This window comes from Streptomyces sp. NPDC002232, from assembly GCF_042890295.1.
Taxonomy (GTDB): Bacteria; Actinomycetota; Actinomycetes; order Streptomycetales; family Streptomycetaceae; genus Streptomyces.
In genome coordinates, this window is sequence record NZ_JBIARV010000001.1 from 43,914 (window position 1) to 59,810 (window position 15,897).

The 15,897-nt window shown below is 73.4% G+C and carries 14 protein-coding genes; 5 read left to right on the top strand and 9 right to left on the bottom strand.

Annotated elements, in window-relative coordinates:
• Positions 1 to 50: 50 nt before the first annotated feature.
• The 4 genes from ACFYXU_RS00170 (at position 51) to ACFYXU_RS00185 (ending at position 3,102) form a co-directional block, all read left to right on the top strand.
• The gene (locus ACFYXU_RS00170) at positions 51 to 758 is read left to right on the top strand and encodes a hypothetical protein (RefSeq protein ID WP_389456005.1); all 708 of its coding nucleotides are present in this window, start codon (positions 51 to 53) and stop codon (positions 756 to 758) included.
• Positions 755 to 1,171, top strand: a complete 417-nt coding sequence (locus tag ACFYXU_RS00175; RefSeq protein WP_376515994.1) for a ferritin-like domain-containing protein — start codon at positions 755 to 757, stop codon at positions 1,169 to 1,171. Before ACFYXU_RS00170 ends, ACFYXU_RS00175 begins: the two co-directional genes overlap by 4 nt.
• Before the next feature lie 45 nt (positions 1,172 to 1,216).
• A complete protein-coding gene (locus ACFYXU_RS00180; RefSeq protein ID WP_376515996.1) occupies positions 1,217 to 2,116 on the top strand; it encodes an aminoglycoside phosphotransferase family protein in 900 nt (299 codons plus the stop codon).
• Between the two features lie 65 nt (positions 2,117 to 2,181).
• On the top strand, positions 2,182 to 3,102 hold the full coding sequence (locus ACFYXU_RS00185; RefSeq protein ID WP_376515998.1) for a slipin family protein: 921 nt from the start codon (positions 2,182 to 2,184) through the stop codon (positions 3,100 to 3,102).
• A 76-nt stretch (positions 3,103 to 3,178) separates the two neighbouring features.
• On the opposite strand, the gene ACFYXU_RS00190 is transcribed toward ACFYXU_RS00185, so the two are convergent.
• The 8 genes from ACFYXU_RS00190 to ACFYXU_RS00225 form a co-directional block, all read right to left on the bottom strand.
• The gene (locus ACFYXU_RS00190; protein WP_376516000.1) at positions 3,179 to 4,879 is read right to left on the bottom strand and encodes a proline--tRNA ligase; all 1,701 of its coding nucleotides are present in this window, start codon (positions 4,877 to 4,879) and stop codon (positions 3,179 to 3,181) included.
• A 71-nt stretch (positions 4,880 to 4,950) separates the two neighbouring features.
• On the bottom strand, positions 4,951 to 5,496 hold the full coding sequence (locus ACFYXU_RS00195; protein WP_329850668.1) for a GNAT family N-acetyltransferase: 546 nt from the start codon (positions 5,494 to 5,496) through the stop codon (positions 4,951 to 4,953).
• 42 nt (positions 5,497 to 5,538) lie between these two features.
• Complete coding sequence (locus ACFYXU_RS00200; protein WP_376516002.1) at positions 5,539 to 6,384, bottom strand: GNAT family N-acetyltransferase; 846 nt, start codon at positions 6,382 to 6,384, stop codon at positions 5,539 to 5,541.
• 132 nt (positions 6,385 to 6,516) lie between these two features.
• The gene (gene ispG / locus ACFYXU_RS00205) at positions 6,517 to 7,674 is read right to left on the bottom strand and encodes a flavodoxin-dependent (E)-4-hydroxy-3-methylbut-2-enyl-diphosphate synthase (protein WP_329850664.1); all 1,158 of its coding nucleotides are present in this window, start codon (positions 7,672 to 7,674) and stop codon (positions 6,517 to 6,519) included.
• 103 nt (positions 7,675 to 7,777) lie between these two features.
• Entirely contained in the window at positions 7,778 to 9,085 is a 1,308-nt protein-coding gene (locus tag ACFYXU_RS00210) for a site-2 protease family protein (RefSeq protein ID WP_361396825.1), read from the bottom strand.
• Positions 9,082 to 10,332 (bottom strand): 1-deoxy-D-xylulose-5-phosphate reductoisomerase, encoded by a 1,251-nt coding sequence (dxr, locus tag ACFYXU_RS00215; protein ID WP_361396823.1) that lies wholly within the window; start codon positions 10,330 to 10,332, stop codon positions 9,082 to 9,084. Before dxr ends, ACFYXU_RS00210 begins: the two co-directional genes overlap by 4 nt.
• A 34-nt stretch (positions 10,333 to 10,366) precedes the next feature.
• Entirely contained in the window at positions 10,367 to 11,602 is a 1,236-nt protein-coding gene (gene aroA / locus ACFYXU_RS00220; protein ID WP_389456008.1) for a 3-phosphoshikimate 1-carboxyvinyltransferase, read from the bottom strand.
• Between the two features lie 203 nt (positions 11,603 to 11,805).
• Entirely contained in the window at positions 11,806 to 12,756 is a 951-nt protein-coding gene (locus ACFYXU_RS00225) for a DUF5937 family protein (RefSeq protein WP_389408161.1), read from the bottom strand.
• 115 nt (positions 12,757 to 12,871) lie between these two features.
• Between ACFYXU_RS00225 and ACFYXU_RS00230 the strand changes: the two genes are divergently transcribed.
• On the top strand, positions 12,872 to 13,780 hold the full coding sequence (locus ACFYXU_RS00230; RefSeq protein WP_389456011.1) for an aldo/keto reductase: 909 nt from the start codon (positions 12,872 to 12,874) through the stop codon (positions 13,778 to 13,780).
• Positions 13,781 to 13,820: 40 nt separating this feature from the next.
• Here ACFYXU_RS00230 and ACFYXU_RS00235 read toward each other — a convergent pair whose 3' ends face one another.
• Positions 13,821 to 15,743, bottom strand: coding sequence for an acyl-CoA dehydrogenase family protein (locus ACFYXU_RS00235; RefSeq protein WP_376516013.1), 1,923 nt, complete (start codon positions 15,741 to 15,743; stop codon positions 13,821 to 13,823).
• Between the last annotated feature and the right edge of the window lie 154 nt (positions 15,744 to 15,897).

The following is a 15,897-nucleotide window of genomic DNA, read 5'->3' on the forward strand; positions in this document are numbered from 1 at the left end:
GAGGGTGTTGCCGTCCACCGCCCCGGGGCCCGCGGGTACGCTCGCCTGCGGTGATCTCGACGATCTTCGGCGACGGACGGCAGACGGGGAGAGCAGGCGTGGGGACGACGGGCAGACGCGCACTCCTCGTGGCGGGTGCGGCGGCGGGCGCGACCGCCCTCACGGGCTGCACCTCCCCGTCCGGCGGGCGGCCCGGCCGGCCGAGCGCCGCCGAGCTCGCGGCCGAACGGGCGGCGCGGGCCGAGGCGGCCCAGCGCCTGCGGGCCGTGACCGCCGCGCGGAGCCTGCTGGAACGTTACGACGCCACGCTGGCCGCCCACCCCGCCCTGGCACCCCGGCTGACCCCCCTGCGGGGCGCGGTGGCGGCACACGCGAAGGCCCTGGGCGAGGGCGGCACGACGGCGGAGCCGACGACCGGGCCGACGACGGGGGCCACCCCCGCGGCCGCCGGCACCACGCCCACCCCGCAGACGTCCCCCGGCACCGCCGTCCCCCGGAGCACGCCGTCCGGCACCGCGGCCCCCGGAGCGTCCTCGCCCGCCGCGCGCAAGCCCGCCGGCTCCTCCCCCGCGCCCGTACCGGTGCCGCCCGACGCCGGGGCCGCGCTCAGGCAGCTCGCCGCCGCCGAGCGCGCGGCCGCCGACGGTCACGCGGCCGCCCTGCTCACCGCCCCGCCCGAGTACGCCCGGCTGCTCGCCTCCGTGGCGGCCTCCGGCGCCGCCCACGCCTACCTGCTGACCGAAGGAGCCCGCGCATGAGCGCCCTCGTCGCGGCCCAGGCCGCGCTCGCCGCCGAACACGCGGCGGTGTACGGATACGGGGTCGTCGGCGGCCGGATCGACGCCGGCCGGCGGGCCGAGGCCACCGCCGCGTACGAGGCGCACCGGGCGCGGCGGGACGCGCTTCGCCGGACCGTGCGGGACCTCGGCGGGGCCCCGGTGGCGGCGGAGGCGGCGTACGGGCTGCCCTTCCCGGTCACGGACCCGGCCGGGGCCGTGCGGCTCGCGGCGGTCCTGGAGGACCGGGTGGCCGGGGTGTACTCCGACCTCGTCCGGGCAACCGAGGGCCGAGCGCGGGGCGAGGCGGCCGCCGCGCTCCGGGAGGCGGCGGTACGCGCGGTCCGCTGGCGCGGCAGCGACGTAACCTTTCCTGGGCTCGCCGAGCGGGTGTAGTCCCGCCCCGACCGAGGCCGCCCCGACCGAAGGAACAACGTACGCATGGGTTTCGAACCGCCGCAGCGACTGGCCAGGACGCTGGGTGAGGCGTACGGGGAGGCCGAGGCGGCCGCGTGGCTCGGGACCCTGCCCGGACTCGCCGAGCGGACGCTCGCCGACGCCTCCCTGGACACCGAACGGGTGGTGGCCCCCGGCGGACGGAGCAGCCTGGTGGCGCTGGTCCGGCGCTCCGACGGCTCCCCCGCCGCGCTCAAGATCGCGCCCCCGTTCACCCGGCCCGACCTCGAACGGGAGGCGCTGGCGCACTGGAACGGCTGGGGAGCGGTCCAGCTCCTCGACGGGGCCGGTGAGGGCGGGCTCCTCCTCGAACGGCTGCACCCCGAGGTCTCCCTGCGCTCGCTGCCGGAGGCGAAGGCACTCCTGGAGGCGGCGGGCACCGTGCGGAAGCTGTGGGTGGAACCTCCCGCGGAGCACGGCTTCGAGACGGTGGCGGACCGGACGGCCGGGCAGGCCTCGGCCATGGACCCCTACCGGGCCGACGCGGCGGCCGGCGCGCTTGCGGCAGCGGCTCTGGCGGCCCGCGAGGAGCTGGTCGCGGACGGGACGGAGACCGTGCTGCTGCACGGGAACTTCCGGCAGGGCAAGGTGCTCGCCGGCGACCGGGCGCCCTGGCTGGCCGTCGGCCCCGAGCCGCTGGTCGGCGAGCGGGCCTACGACCTGGCCCGGCTCGTACGGGACCGGGTCGAGGACCTGGTGGCCGCGTCCTCGGGGGCCGCGGCGGCGCGGCGGCGGGTGAACAAGCTGGCGGACTCCCTGGACCTGGACCGGGAGCGGCTGCACGGCTGGACCCTCTTCCGTGCGGTGGAGTCGGCGACGCGGGCGCTGACGGCGGGGCGGCGGCAGGACGCCGAGCTGCTTCTGGAGTTCGCGAGCTGGCTGTGAGTTCCCGGGCCGTCTGCGGGGTAATAGCCCTTTTGTAACGTTCGGCTCGATTCCAGGGGGCCGTGATGATCGAAGAGGTGCTGGTGGCGGCGGCCGGCGCGGCCGCGGCGTTCGCCGTGTACGCGGGCGCTGCCGCGCGGGTGGTCAAGCAGTACGAGCGCGGTGTCGTCTTCCGGTTCGGGAGACTGCGCAACGATGTCCGGTCCCCCGGCTTCACGATGATCGTTCCGTTCGTCGACCACCTGCGCAAGGTGAACATGCAGATCGTCACGATGCCCGTGCCCGCGCAGGAGGGCATCACCCGGGACAACGTGACGGTGCGGGTGGACGCGGTCGTGTACTTCAAGGTCGTCGACGCGGCGGACGCGGTGGTGCGGGTCGAGGACTACAAGTTCGCGGTCTCGCAGATGGCGCAGACCTCGCTGCGGTCGATCATCGGCAAGAGCGACCTCGACGACCTGCTGTCGAACCGGGAGAAGCTGAACCAGGGCCTGGAGCTGATGCTCGACAGCCCGGCGATGGGCTGGGGCGTGGCGATCGACCGGGTCGAGATCAAGGACGTGTCGCTGCCGGAGACGATGAAGCGCTCGATGGCCCGGCAGGCGGAGGCGGACCGGGAGCGGCGGGCGCGGGTGATCAACGCGGACGCGGAGCTCCAGGCGTCGAAGAAGCTCGCGGAGGCGGCGGGCGTGATGTCGGCGGAGCCGGCGGCGCTGCAACTCCGGCTGCTACAGACGGTGATGGCGGTGTCGGCGGAGAAGAACTCGACGCTGGTCCTGCCGATCCCGGTGGAACTGCTGCGGTTCCTGGAGCGGGCCACTCCGGCGGGCCCGGCGGAGGCGGAGCAGGCGGCTCCGGCGGAGCAGGGGCAGATCACGGCGCCCCTGAGCGAGGCGTACCTGAAGGGCCGGGCGGCGGCGGAGGAGTCCGTCGAGGACCTGACGGGCACCTCGGTCGAGCCGTCCCCCCGCGAGAGCGACCTCTGAGCCGTACGGACGGAGAGCGGCCTCTGAGCCACAAGGAAGAGGGCGGGACCCGTGCGGGTCCCGCCCTCTCCTCGTCCTAGGCCGTCAGGCGGGCGAGCGCCTCGTCGACGGTGAGCTCCTCGCGCTCGCCCGTCCGGCGGTCCTTCAGCTCGACGACACCCTCGCCCGAGCGGCGGCCCGCGACGAGGATCTTCGGGACGCCCATGAGCTCGGCGTCGGTGAACTTCACGCCCGGGGAGACGCCCGCGCGGTCGTCGACCAGGACGCGCAGGCCGGCCGCGGAGAGCTTCTCCGAGACCTCCAGGGCCAGCTCGATCTGGAGCGCCTTGCCGGCGGCGACGACGTGGACGTCGGCCGGGGCGACCTCGGCGGGCCAGCACAGGCCCTTGTCGTCGGCGGTCTGCTCGGCGAGCGCCGCGACCGCGCGGGAGACGCCGATGCCGTACGAGCCCATGGTCACGCGGACCGGCTTGCCGTTCTGGCCGAGCACGTCGAGCTTGAGGGCGTCGGCGTACTTGCGGCCCAGCTGGAAGATGTGGCCGATCTCGATGGCGCGGTCCAGCTTGAGGCCGGTGCCGCACCTGGGGCACGGGTCGCCCTCCTGGACGACGACGACGTCGACGTACGCGTCGACCTCGAAGTCACGGCCCGCGACGACGTTCTTCGCGTGCATGCCGTCCTTGTTGGCGCCGGTGATCCAGGCGGTGCCGGGGGCGACGCGCGGGTCGGCGAGGTACGTGACCTTGTCCAGGCCCTGCGGGCCGACGTAGCCGCGGACCAGGTCGGGGCGCGCGGCGAAGTCCGTCTCGGTGACCATCTCGACGGTGGCGGGGGCGAAGTGCGCCTCGACCTTGTCCAGGTCGACCTCGCGGTCGCCGGGGACGCCGACCGCGACGATCTCGCCGTCGACCTTCACCAGGAGGTTCTTCAGGGTCGCGGAGGCCGGCACGCCGAGGGAGGCCGCGAGGGTCTCGATCGTCGGGGTGTCGGGGGTGGGGATCTCCTCGGCGGCGGCGACGGCGGAGCCGTCCACCGTCTTCAGCTCGTAGGTGATCGCCTCGGTGTTGGCGGCGAAGTCGCAGTTCGGGCAGTCGGCGAAGGTGTCCTCGCCGGCCTCGGCCGGGGCGAGGAACTCCTCGGACTTCGAGCCGCCCATCGCGCCCGCGGTGGCGGCGCAGATGCGGTAGTCGAGTCCGAGGCGCTCGAAGACGCGCTGGTAGGCGGCGCGGTGCAGGGCGTACGACTGGGCGAGGCCCTCGTCCTCCGTGTCGAAGGAGTACGAGTCCTTCATGAGGAACTCGCGGCCGCGCAGGATGCCGGCGCGGGGGCGCGCCTCGTCGCGGAACTTGTTCTGGATCTGGTAGAGGATCACCGGCAGGTCCTTGTAGGACGAGCACTGGTCCTTGACCAGGAGCGTGAAGATCTCCTCGTGGGTAGGGCCGAGGAGGTAGTCGCCGCCCTTGCGGTCCTGGAGGCGGAAGAGCTCGGCGCCGTACTCGTCCCAGCGGCCGGTCGCCTCGTACGGCTCACGGGGCAGCAGCGCGGGCAGGGTGACCTCCTGCGCGCCGATGGCGTCCATCTCCTCGCGGACGATCCGCTCGACGTTGGAGAGGACCTTCTTGCCCAGCGGCAGCCAGCTCCAGATGCCGGCGGCGGTGCGGCGGACGTAGCCGGCGCGGACGAGCAGCTTGTGGCTGAGGACCTCGGCGTCCGCCGGGTCGTCGCGCAGCGTCTTCGCCATCAACTGGGACATGCGCTGGACCGGTGCGTTGGCCATGGTTCTCGTACTCCTGCCGGGACTGAAGGTGATGGCCCCGAGGTTAGCCGGGCCGCCCCTGGCAGGAGAAATCAGTTCCGGCGCCTGAGCGGCAGCGGGGCGCCCATGACCGCGTAGGGGCGGGGCGCGCTCGGGAAGTGCACCTGCCGGGCGAGGTCCTCGTAGCCGAGGGCGCGGTAGAGGCCGCGGGCGGGGCTGTCGGTGTCGATCGCGGAGAGGATCGAGCGGGGTTCGGCGGCGCCGTCGGTGATCGTGGTGATCAGGGCGCGGCCCACGCCCCGGCCCTGGAAGTCCGGGTGGACGTGGAGCTCGGTGATGACGAAGGAGTCGTCGAGCCAGGCGGCGGTGCCGGTGGCGCGCAGGTACGTCTCGACGACGGTGGACCACCAGTGGGTGCGGTCGTTGGGCATCCCGTACACGAAGCCGACGAGCCGTCCGTCGGGAGTGGTGGCACCGTAGCTGCGGGCGCCGGGGCTGAGGAGGTGGCGCAGCACGATGTGGCGGCGCACGGCGACCTCGCCCGCGTCCAGGCCGAAGGCGACCGCCTGCACGGCGAGGGCCTCGTCCACCCGGGCGGCGAGATTGACCGGACCGACCTCGACCTGTGCGTCATCCATGCGGCGCACCCTACAAGCGCCCGCCCGCCCCGCACAGCACGTTCAGAACAGCACGCTCATGAAGGCGCCGGTCTCGCGGAAGCCGACGCGGCGGTACGCGGCCCTGGCGGGGGCGTTGAAGTCGTTGACGTACAGGCTGACCACGGGCGCGACGTCGGCCAGGGCGTACTGGAGGACGGCGGCCATGCCGGTCTCGGAGAGGCCCTTGCCGCGGTGCTCGGGGGCGACCCAGACGCCCTGGATCTGGCAGGCCTGGCGGGTGGCGGCGCCGATCTCGGCCTTGAAGACGACCTTGCCGTCCTCGATGCGGGCGAAGGAGCGGCCGGTGCCGACGAGCTCGGCGACGCGGGCCTGGTAGAGCAGTCCGCCGTCGTTGGCGAGCGGGGAGACGCCGACCTCCTCGGTGAACATGGCGACGCACGCGGGCATGATCGCCTCCATCTCGTCCTTGCGGACGCGGCGCACCAGCGGATCGGGCGCGACGGCGGTGGAGGGCTCCTCGGCGATCATGAGGGGCTGGCGGGCGCGGACGTCCCTGGCGGGGCCCCAGCTGGGCTCCAGGAGGCGCCACAGCTCGCTGGTGGCCTCGACGGGGCCGACGATCGAGGAGCAGCGGCGGCCGATCCTGCGGGCCCGGTCGGCGAAGGCGCGGACGGCCTCGGGGGTGGCGCAGAGGGGGACGAGGTTGGCGCCGGAGTAGCAGAGGGAGCGGAGTCGGCCCTCGCTGTACCAGCCCCACATCTCTCCGCCGAGGCGCCAGGGGTCGAGCCCGGCGACCTGGACGCGGGCGGTCACGAAGGCGTTCTCGACGGGGGCGCTCTCCAGGACGGCGAGCGCGGCGCCGAGGTCGGCGGGTTCGAGGACCCGAGTGGTGGTCTCTGTCAGCACGAGGGGGCCTCACGGGACGGGTCTGCTGGTCTCCGCACTGTACCCCCGAGCCCCTCGGCGGGGCCCGTCGCGAGCGTGAAGCCCCTCTGCCCGGTGGGGCGGAGGGGCTTCAGGCGCGGGGACGCGGGGCGGTCAGGCGCCGATGGCGACCGTCGGCTCGCCGCTGGCGATGCCGTCCTTCTCCATCTGCTCGGCGATCTTGAGCGCCTCCTCGATGAGGGTCTCGACGATCTTCGACTCGGGGACGGTCTTGATGACCTCGCCCTTGACGAAGATCTGGCCCTTGCCGTTGCCGGAGGCGACGCCGAGGTCGGCCTCGCGGGCCTCGCCGGGGCCGTTGACGACGCAGCCCATGACGGCGACGCGCAGCGGGACGGTCATGCCGTCGAGACCGGCGGTGACCTCCTCGGCGAGCTTGTACACGTCGACCTGGGCGCGGCCGCAGGACGGGCAGGAGACGATCTCCAGGCGGCGCTGGCGCAGGTTCAGCGACTCCAGGATCTGGATGCCGACCTTGATCTCCTCGGCCGGCGGGGCGGAGAGGGAGACGCGGATGGTGTCGCCGATGCCCTGGGAGAGCAGGGCGCCGAAGGCGACGGCCGACTTGATGGTGCCCTGGAAGGCCGGGCCGGCCTCGGTGACGCCGAGGTGCAGCGGGTAGTCGCACTGGGCGGCGAGCTGGCGGTAGGCCTCGACCATGACGACCGGGTCGTTGTGCTTGACCGAGATCTTGATGTCGCGGAAGCCGTGCTCCTCGAAGAGGGAGGCCTCCCAGAGGGCGGACTCGACGAGCGCCTCGGGGGTGGCCTTGCCGTACTTCTTCAGCAGGCGGGCGTCGAGCGAGCCGGCGTTCACGCCGATGCGGATCGGGACGCGGGCGTCGCCGGCCGCCTTGGCGATCTCCTTGACCTTGTCGTCGAACTGCTTGATGTTGCCCGGGTTGACGCGGACGGCGGCGCAGCCGGCGTCGATCGCGGCGAAGACGTACTTCGGCTGGAAGTGGATGTCGGCGATCACGGGGATCTGCGACTTCCGGGCGATGGTGGCGAGCGCGTCGGCGTCGTCCTGGGTCGGGCAGGCCACGCGGACGATCTGGCAGCCGGAGGCGGTCAGCTCGGCGATCTGCTGGAGCGTGGCGCCGATGTCGGAGGTGCGGGTCGTCGTCATCGACTGGACGGAGACGGGCGCGTCACCGCCGACGGCCACGCTGCCGACCTGGATCTGGCGGCTCTTGCGCCGCTCGGCGAGCCGGGTCGGAACGGTCGGGATACCGAGAGAAATCGCGGTCATCTGAAGTGCAACCTCAAGGTTGTGCGTCGGCGGGCTCAGGTCTCCGAGGTTACCGCCCCGGGGGCGGGGGGCCCGACACCACCGGGTGCGGCCCCCCTGGGAGCTACGTGATCTTCACCGGGTTGACGATGTCGGCGGCGAGGACGAGCAGCGTGAAGCAGACGAAGACACCGGCCACCACGTAGGCGGCGGGCATCAGCTTGGCCACGTCGAACGGGCCGGGGTCGGGGCGCTTGAAGATCCGGGCCGTGTGGCGGCGGACGGACTCCCACAGGGCGCCCGCGATGTGTCCGCCGTCGAGCGGCAGCAGCGGGAGCATGTTGAACAGGAACAGCGAGACGTTGAACATGACCAGCAGGTTCATGAACATCACGAGGATCGTCGTCGGCGGCGCCTCGACGGTCATCAGCTCGCCGGTGATGCGGGCGGCGCCGACGACGCCGACGGGCGAGTCCTCGGCCCGCTCGCCGTCCCCGAAGGTGGCGTTCCACAGGCCGGGGATCTTGCCCGGGAGGGCGACGACCGAGTGGACGCCGTTCTCCAGGAGGTCGGTCATCCGCTCGGTGGTCTCGCCGAAGGTGAGCGGCGCGACCTCGGACTTGGAGGCGAAGCCGAGGTAGCCGGCCTGGACGTACTTCACCGGCTGGACGAGCTTGCCGTCCGCGTCCTTCTTCGGGACCTCGTTGGCGACGAGGGTGGGGTGCAGGTCGATGCGCTGTCCGGCGCGCTCGACGGTGACCGTCGCGGGGCCGATGGTGTCCCGGATGCGGTCCGAGAGGGTGTCCCAGTCGCTGACCGGGGTCCCGTCGAAGGCGACGATCTTGTCGCCCTCCTTCAGGCCGGCCTGGAACGCCGGGGAGACGGGGTCGCCCGCCTGGCACTTGTCGCGCTTCTCGCTCTGCTCGATCACGCACTTCTGCACGCCGGCGACCGAGGTCGTCTGACCCGCCATGCCGATCGTCATCATCGAGCCGAAGAACAGCAGCGCCGCCAGGACCAGGTTCATGAACGGCCCGGCGAACATCACGATCACGCGCTTCCACGGCTTGCGCGTGTAGAAGAGCCGGGTCTCGTCGCCGGGCTGGAGCTCCTCGTACGACGCCTCGCGGGCGTCCTCGATCATGGAGCGCCACGGCGAGGTGGAGCGGGACTCGATCTTGCCGTCCGCGCCCGGCGGGAACATGCCGATCATGCGGATGTAGCCGCCGGCCGGGATGGCCTTGATGCCGTACTCGGTGTCCCCGCGCTTCCTCGACCAGATCGTGGGGCCGAAGCCGACCATGTACTGCGGCACGCGGATGCCGAAGATCTTGGCCGTGGAGAGGTGACCGAGCTCGTGCCAGGCGATGGAGACGAGCAGGCCGAGGGCGAACAGCACCAGGCCCAGGGCGTACAGGAGCATTTCGGTCATGCGCGGGCCTCCGCTGTTGCCTTCGCTGCGAGCTCTCGGGCCCGGGCGCGCGCCCAGGTCTCCGCTTCGAGGACGTCCGAGACCGTCAGCGAGGTTCCCCCGCCGGGCTTTCCGTGCTCGGTGACGACCGCAGTGACGGTATCCATGATTCCGTTGAACGGCAGCCGTCCGGCGAGAAACGCCTCGACGCACTCCTCGTTCGCGGCGTTGAAGACGGCCGGGGCGGTGCCGCCCAGCTCGCCCACGTGCCGGGCCAGGCCGACGGACGGGAAGGCCTCGGTGTCCAGCGGGAAGAACTCCCAGGTGGAGGCCGTGGACCAGTCGAAGGAGGGGGCGGCGTCCGGGACCCGTTCGGGCCAGCCGATGCCGATGGCGATCGGGCCGCCCATGTCCGGCGGGGTGGCCTGGGCGAGCGTGGAGCCGTCCGTGAACTCGACCATCGAGTGGACGTACGACTGCGGGTGGACGACGACCTCGATGCGGTCGAACGGGATGTCGTAGAGCAGGTGGGCCTCGATGACCTCCAGGCCCTTGTTCACCAGGGTCGCGCTGTTCACCGTGATCACCGGGCCCATCGCCCAGGTCGGGTGGGCGAGCGCGTCCTCGCGGGTGACGTCGGCCAGCTGCTCGCGGGTCCGGCCGCGGAAGGGGCCGCCGGAGGCCGTGACGACCAGCTTGCGGACGTCGGCGCGGGTGCCGGCCGCCAGCGCCTGGAAGAGCGCCGCGTGCTCCGAGTCGACCGGGATGATCTGGCCCGGCTTCGCGAGCCCCTTCACCAGGGGTCCGCCGACGATCAGCGACTCCTTGTTGGCGAGGGCGAGCGTGCGGCCCGCTTCGAGGGCGGCGAGCGTGGGCGCCAGGCCGATGGAGCCGGTGATGCCGTTGAGGACGGTGTGACACGGGGAGGCGGCCAGCTGCGTGGCGGCGTCCGGCCCGGCCAGGAGCTCCGGCAGCGGCTCGGAGCCGTACAGCGCCTTCAGCGCCTCGCGCAGCTCGGGCAGCGCCTCCTCGCGGGCCACGGCGACCGCGGCGACCTTCAGCCGGTGCGCCTGCTCGGCGAGCAGTCCGATCCGTCCGCCGGAGGCGGCCAGGGCGGTGACCCGGAAGCGGTCGGGGTTGCGCAGCACCAGGTCGATGGCCTGCGTGCCGATGGACCCGGTCGAGCCGAGGACGACGATGTCCCGGCGTCCTTCGGAGACGTCGAAGGCGATGTGCGGGTCGGCGAGAGGTGAGGGGCGGTCGCTCATGCCCTCCATTCTCGCCGCAAACGCTGTGCGGTCGTCACGGGGTGCGGGCGAATGCGCCGAACGCGCGGTGAAAGTCGGGGAACGTCTTCTTCACACAGCCGGGGTCGTCGAAGGTGATGCCCGGGGTGCGCAGCGCCGTGACCGCGAAGGACATGACGATCCGGTGGTCTCCGTGGGTGGCGATCTCGACGGGTCCGGCCGGGGTGCCGGGGTGGATCTCGATCCAGTCCGGGCCGGTCTCGACGGTGATGCCGAGGCGGCGCAGGTTCTCGGCGCAGGCGTCGAGCCGGTCGCACTCCTTGACCCGGGTGTTGGCGACGTCCTCGATGCGGACGGGCCCGTCGGCGAACGGGGCGATCGCGGCGAGCGTCGGCATGGTGTCCGAGATGTCCCGCATGTTGACGGTGAGTCCGCGCAGGGCGCCGGTGGAGCGGACCGTCGTGCCGGTGGCGGTGGTCTCGACCTCGGCGCCCATCCGGCGCAGCACGTCGACGAAGGCCAGGTCGCCCTGGAGGGCGCCGGAGCCGAGGCCGGGGACCGTGACGGAGCGGCCTGGTTCCAGGGCCGCCGCGGCGAAGAAGTAGCTGGCCGTGGAGGCGTCGGGCTCGATGCCGTAGGTGAGCGCGCGGTAGCCGGTCGGGGCGACGCGGTACGTGCGTCCCTCCCGGGTGACCTCGGCGCCGAAGGCCCGCATCATCGCGAGGGTGATCTCGACGTACGGCTCCGAGACCAGGTCCGTGACGGTGATGTCGAGGCCCTTTTCGGTGAGCGGGCCGAGCATGAGCAGCGCAGTGAGGTACTGCGAGGACTGCCCGGCGTCCAGGGTGAGCGCCCCGCCCTTGACCCCGGCGGCGTGCACGTCGAGCGGGTGGTGCCCCTCCTTCTCCCGGTGCCGGAGGTCGACCCCGAGGTCGCGCAGGGCGGTGCTGAGCGGGCCGAGGGGACGGCGGCGCATCTGCGCGGAGGCGTCGAAGCGGTACGTGCCGTGGCCGGCGGCGGCGAGGGTCGGCAGGAAGCGGGCGGTGGTGGCGCCGTCGCGGCAGTACACGTCGGCGCTCTCCACGCCGGGACCGGCGGGGCGGCCCTCGATGTGCCAGGCCTCGGGCTCGCGGCGGACGGTGTGGCCGAGGGCGGCGAGGCCCTCGGCGAACCCCTCGGTGTCGTCGGACACGAGCGGACGCAGAAGGGTGGTGGTGCCCTCCGCGGCAGCGGCGAGGAAGAGCGCGCGGGCGGTGACGGACTTGGAGCCGGGGATGTCGATGACGGTCACGGGGCCATCCTGCCGTGGCGGGCGGGAGGCCCGCGGCCCGGTCCGGCACGTGGACGCGCGGGCGGCGCGGGCCTCCGCCCGGCACGGACGCGCACCGCGCGGACCTGCGCCCCGCGCCCGCGTGGGCCCGCGCGCCCGGCGTCCTCGTGCACCGGGCACCCTCGGCGGTCGGCGCCGGAGGTCCCCCGGGGGGCGGCGTGAGGTCAGGCGGACGCGGCTCGGAGGAGGGTCTCGGCCGCGGTGGTGCGGGCGTAGAGGACGGAGCGCCCGGCGCGGTGGGCGCTGACCAGGCCCGCTCCGCGGAGCGCGGTGAGGTACTGGGACACCCCGGCCGGGGAGAGTCCGGTGCGGTGGGCCAGCTGTGTGGTGGAGGCCGGGCTGTCCAGTTCGGTCAGGAGGAGGGTCCGTGAGCGGCCCAGTACGGCGGAGAGCGTGTCGGCTCGTGTCACGGGCCGCGCCTGCCAGAGCGAGCCGACACCGCGTGCCGGGTAGGCGAGTTGAGGCGGATCGGGCGGCGTCGTCCGGGTGCGCAGTCCGGGTCCGGTGAAGGCCGAGGGGATCAGCAGCAGTCCCGTGCCCGCCTTCACCCGGGTCAGCGGCTGCTTCCGGCCGGACATGCGCAGGGCGTTGCCGTCCCAGGCCAGCGAGGTGTGCAGGTGGGCGAGGAGGTGGCCCGCGCCGTGCTCGGCGGCCTGGCGGGACCGGTGGAGGACGTCCGCGTCCAGGACGGTCCGGATCCGTGCCCAGTAGGGGGCCAGCGCCAGATCCCAGTACGCCTCGATCTCTCCGGTGACCTTGGCCAGGAGGCCCTCCGGATCGTTGCGCAGGGCGCGTAGCCGGGGGCCGAGGGGCCCTTGGTGGCGGGCCAGGTGGTCGAGGTCCCGGCGTACCCGGTCGGCGGCGGTGGCCCCGATCGCGTCCCGCTCCGCCGACGGGGTGGGGGCCGGTCCGGCGGGGGCCGGGTTGAGGAAGTCGGGAACGTAGCCGCCGGTCGGCGGGATCAGCTCGCTGAGCCAGCCCCGGTCCAGCCCGGCGGCCGCCCAGCGCGGGCGTACCTGGTCGGCCCAGGGCCGGTGGACGGGATGCGCGGCGGCGGACCTCAGCAGCCGGAAGCTGGGGGCGATCTCCCACAGCGGCGAGACGGCGAACCGCACCTGCGCCAGATCAGTCGTCGAGAACGCCAGCTCCGCCAGGACGACCCCTCCTCGATGGATTCAGGGATGTGTGAATCAATGGCGCGCCAGCCTATCGTGCGGACATCATCCCGCCATGACTCCACAGACGATCACGGCGGCGGCATCGGGCACCTGGAAGCTGGGCGACCTGACGGTCCGCCGCGTCGGTCTCGGCGCGATGCGCCTGCCGCAGCACGGCGAGGCGTTCGCGGCCGACGCCGTCCCCCGCGACCGCGGCCGGGCGATCGGTGTGCTGCGCCGCGCGGTCGAGCTCGGCGTGAACCACATCGACACCGCCGCCTTCTACTTCTCGCCGCTGCGCTCCGCCAACGAACTGATCAACCAGGCGCTGGCCCCCTACCCGGACGACCTCGTCATCGTCACCAAGGTCGGGCCGGGCCGCGACCCCGCGGGGCAGTGGCTGCCGCACGCCGGCCCCGGGCAGCTGCGCGGCCAGGTCGAGGAGAACCTGCGCCAGCTCGGCCGCGACCACCTCGACGTGGTGAACCTGCGCATCGTCGGCACCGACTCCATCGCCGAACGCTTCGGCGCGCTCGCCGACCTGCGCGAGGCGGGGCTCATCCGCCACCTGGGCCTCTCCAACGTCCACCCCCACCACCTCGACGAGGCCCAGGCCATCGCACCGGTGGTCTGCGTCCAGAACATGTACGGTGTCGGCGCGTCACCCGAGCAGCGGGCGTTCCTGGACGTCTGCGGTGCACAAGGCATCGCGTTCGTGCCGTTCTACTCGATCGCCGGCACCGGACGCACCGCCGGCGCGACCACGGACCACAGCCCGGAGGTGCGGGCCCTCGCTCGCGCCCACGGCGTGAGCACGGCGCAGATCCGGCTCGCGTGGACCCTGCACCAGGGCCCCCACGTCCTGGCCATCCCCGGCACCGGTGACCTCGACCATCTCACCCAGAACGTGGCCACCGGCTCCCTGCGCCTGGCCGAGGACGAACTCGCCGCCCTGGGCCCCCTCCACCACGAGACGGCATGACCCCCGGCGCCCCCGCCCATGACGGAGCGGCGGGGCGGGTTCAGGGGATGCGGCGGTGGACGTTCCGCCCGGTCGACGGGCCCGGGGTCGCGTCCGCGATCCAGGGGCCGTCGCCGCTGGGGTCCACGACGCCCGCCTCCAGCCAGGCGTAGCGCCCCGCGAGGACCCCGTCGACGATCCGCCGGTCCAGGTCGTCCGTGTTCGACCAGAGGCGGCCGAAGAGCTCCTCGGTGCGCAGCCGCGCCTGCCGGCAGAAGGCGTCCGCGAGCTGGTGGGCCTCGGCGCCGTGCTCCCCCGTGGTGCGGAGGAGCTCGGCCCGCACGCATGCCGCGCTCATCGCGAAGAGCTCCGCCCCGATGTCGACGACGCGTCCGAGGAACGCCTGCTTGAGCTCCATCCGGCCCTGCCAGCGGGACATCGCGTAGAAGGTGGAGCGGGCCAGCTTGCGGGAGGTCCGCTCGACGTACCGGAGGTGCCCCGCGAGGGCGCCGAACTCCGCGTACGAGCCCGGGAGCTGTCCCGCCCCGGTGACGAGCCCCGGCAGCCAGCGGGCGTAGAAGCCGCCGGCCCGGGCACCCGCGCGCGCCTTGTCGCCGAGGGACTTCTCGGGGTCGATGAGGTCGCCGGCGACGGAGAGGTGCGCGTCGACGGCCTCGCGGGCGATCAGCAGGTGCATGATCTCGGTCGAGCCCTCGAAGATCCGGTTGATCCGCAGGTCGCGCAGGAGCTGCTCGGCGGGCACGGCCCGTTCGCCGCGGGCGGCCAGCGAGTCGGCGGTCTCGTAGCCCCGGCCGCCGCGGATCTGGACGAGTTCGTCGGCGATGAGCCAGGCCTTCTCGGAGCCGTACAGCTTGGCGAGGGCGGCCTCGATGCGGATGTCGTTGCGCTCCTCGTCGGCCATCTGGGAGGCGAGGTCGACGACGGCCTCCAGGGCGAAGGCGGTGGCGGCGATGAAGGAGATCTTGGTGCCGACGGCCTCGTGGCGGGCGACGGGCCTGCCCCACTGCTCGCGCTCCGCCGACCACTCCCGGGCGATCTTCAGGCACCACTTGGCGGCGCCCGCGCAGGCGGCGGGGAGGGAGAGCCGGCCGGTGTTGAGGGTGGTGAGGGCGATCTTGAGGCCGGCGCCCTCGGGGCCGATGCGGTTCGCCGCGGGGACCCGGACGCGGTGGAAGCGGGTGACGCCGTTCTCCAGGCCGCGCAGGCCCATGAAGGCGTTGCGGTGCTCGACGGTGATGCCGGGCGCGTCGGCCTCGACGACGAAGGCGGTGATGCCGCCCCGGTGTCCCTCGGAGGCGGGGACGCGGGCCATGACGACGAGCAGGTCGGCGACGACGCCGTTGGTGGTCCAGAGCTTCACGCCGTCGAGGACGTAGGCGTCCCCGTCGGGCACGGCGCTGGTGGCGAGCCGGGCCGGGTCGGAGCCGACGTCGGGCTCGGTGAGCAGGAAGGCCGAGAGGTCGGTGCGGGCCAGCCGGGGCAGGAAGGCGTCCTTCTGCTCCTGGGTGCCGAAGAGCTTCAGCGGCTGCGGTACGCCGATCGACTGATGCGCGGAGAGCAGGGCGCCGACGGCGGGGCTCGCGGAGCCGACGAGGGCGAGGGCGCGGTTGTAGTACAGCTGGGTGAGGCCGAGACCGCCGTACGCCGGGTCGATCTTCATCCCGAGCGCGCCGAGCTCCTTGAGTCCGGTGATCGTCTCGTCGGGGATGCGGGCCTCGCGCTCGATGCGGGCGCCGTCGATCCGGGTCTCGCAGAAGTCCCGGAGGACGGCGAGGAAGGCCTCGCCGCGGCGGACGTCCTCGGCGGCGGGGAGCGGGTGGGGGTGGATGAGGTCGAGGCGGAACCGGCCGAGGAACAGCTCCTTGGCGAAGCTGGGCCTGTGCCAGTCCCGCTCGCGCGCGGCCTCGGCGACCTGCCGGGCCTCGCGCTCGGTGACCTTGGGCCGCTGCGTGGGTGCGGACATGGACGCCTCCTTGGGCTTCCTGTCCGTCGTACCCGATTCCGGCGGGTCCCGAAAGAGGAGCGGATTCCTCCGGGCCGCGCGGGACGGGACGGCCGCCGCACGCGAGAAGGCGGCCCGAGCCCCCGCACAGTGGGCTCGGACCGCCTGGTCTCGG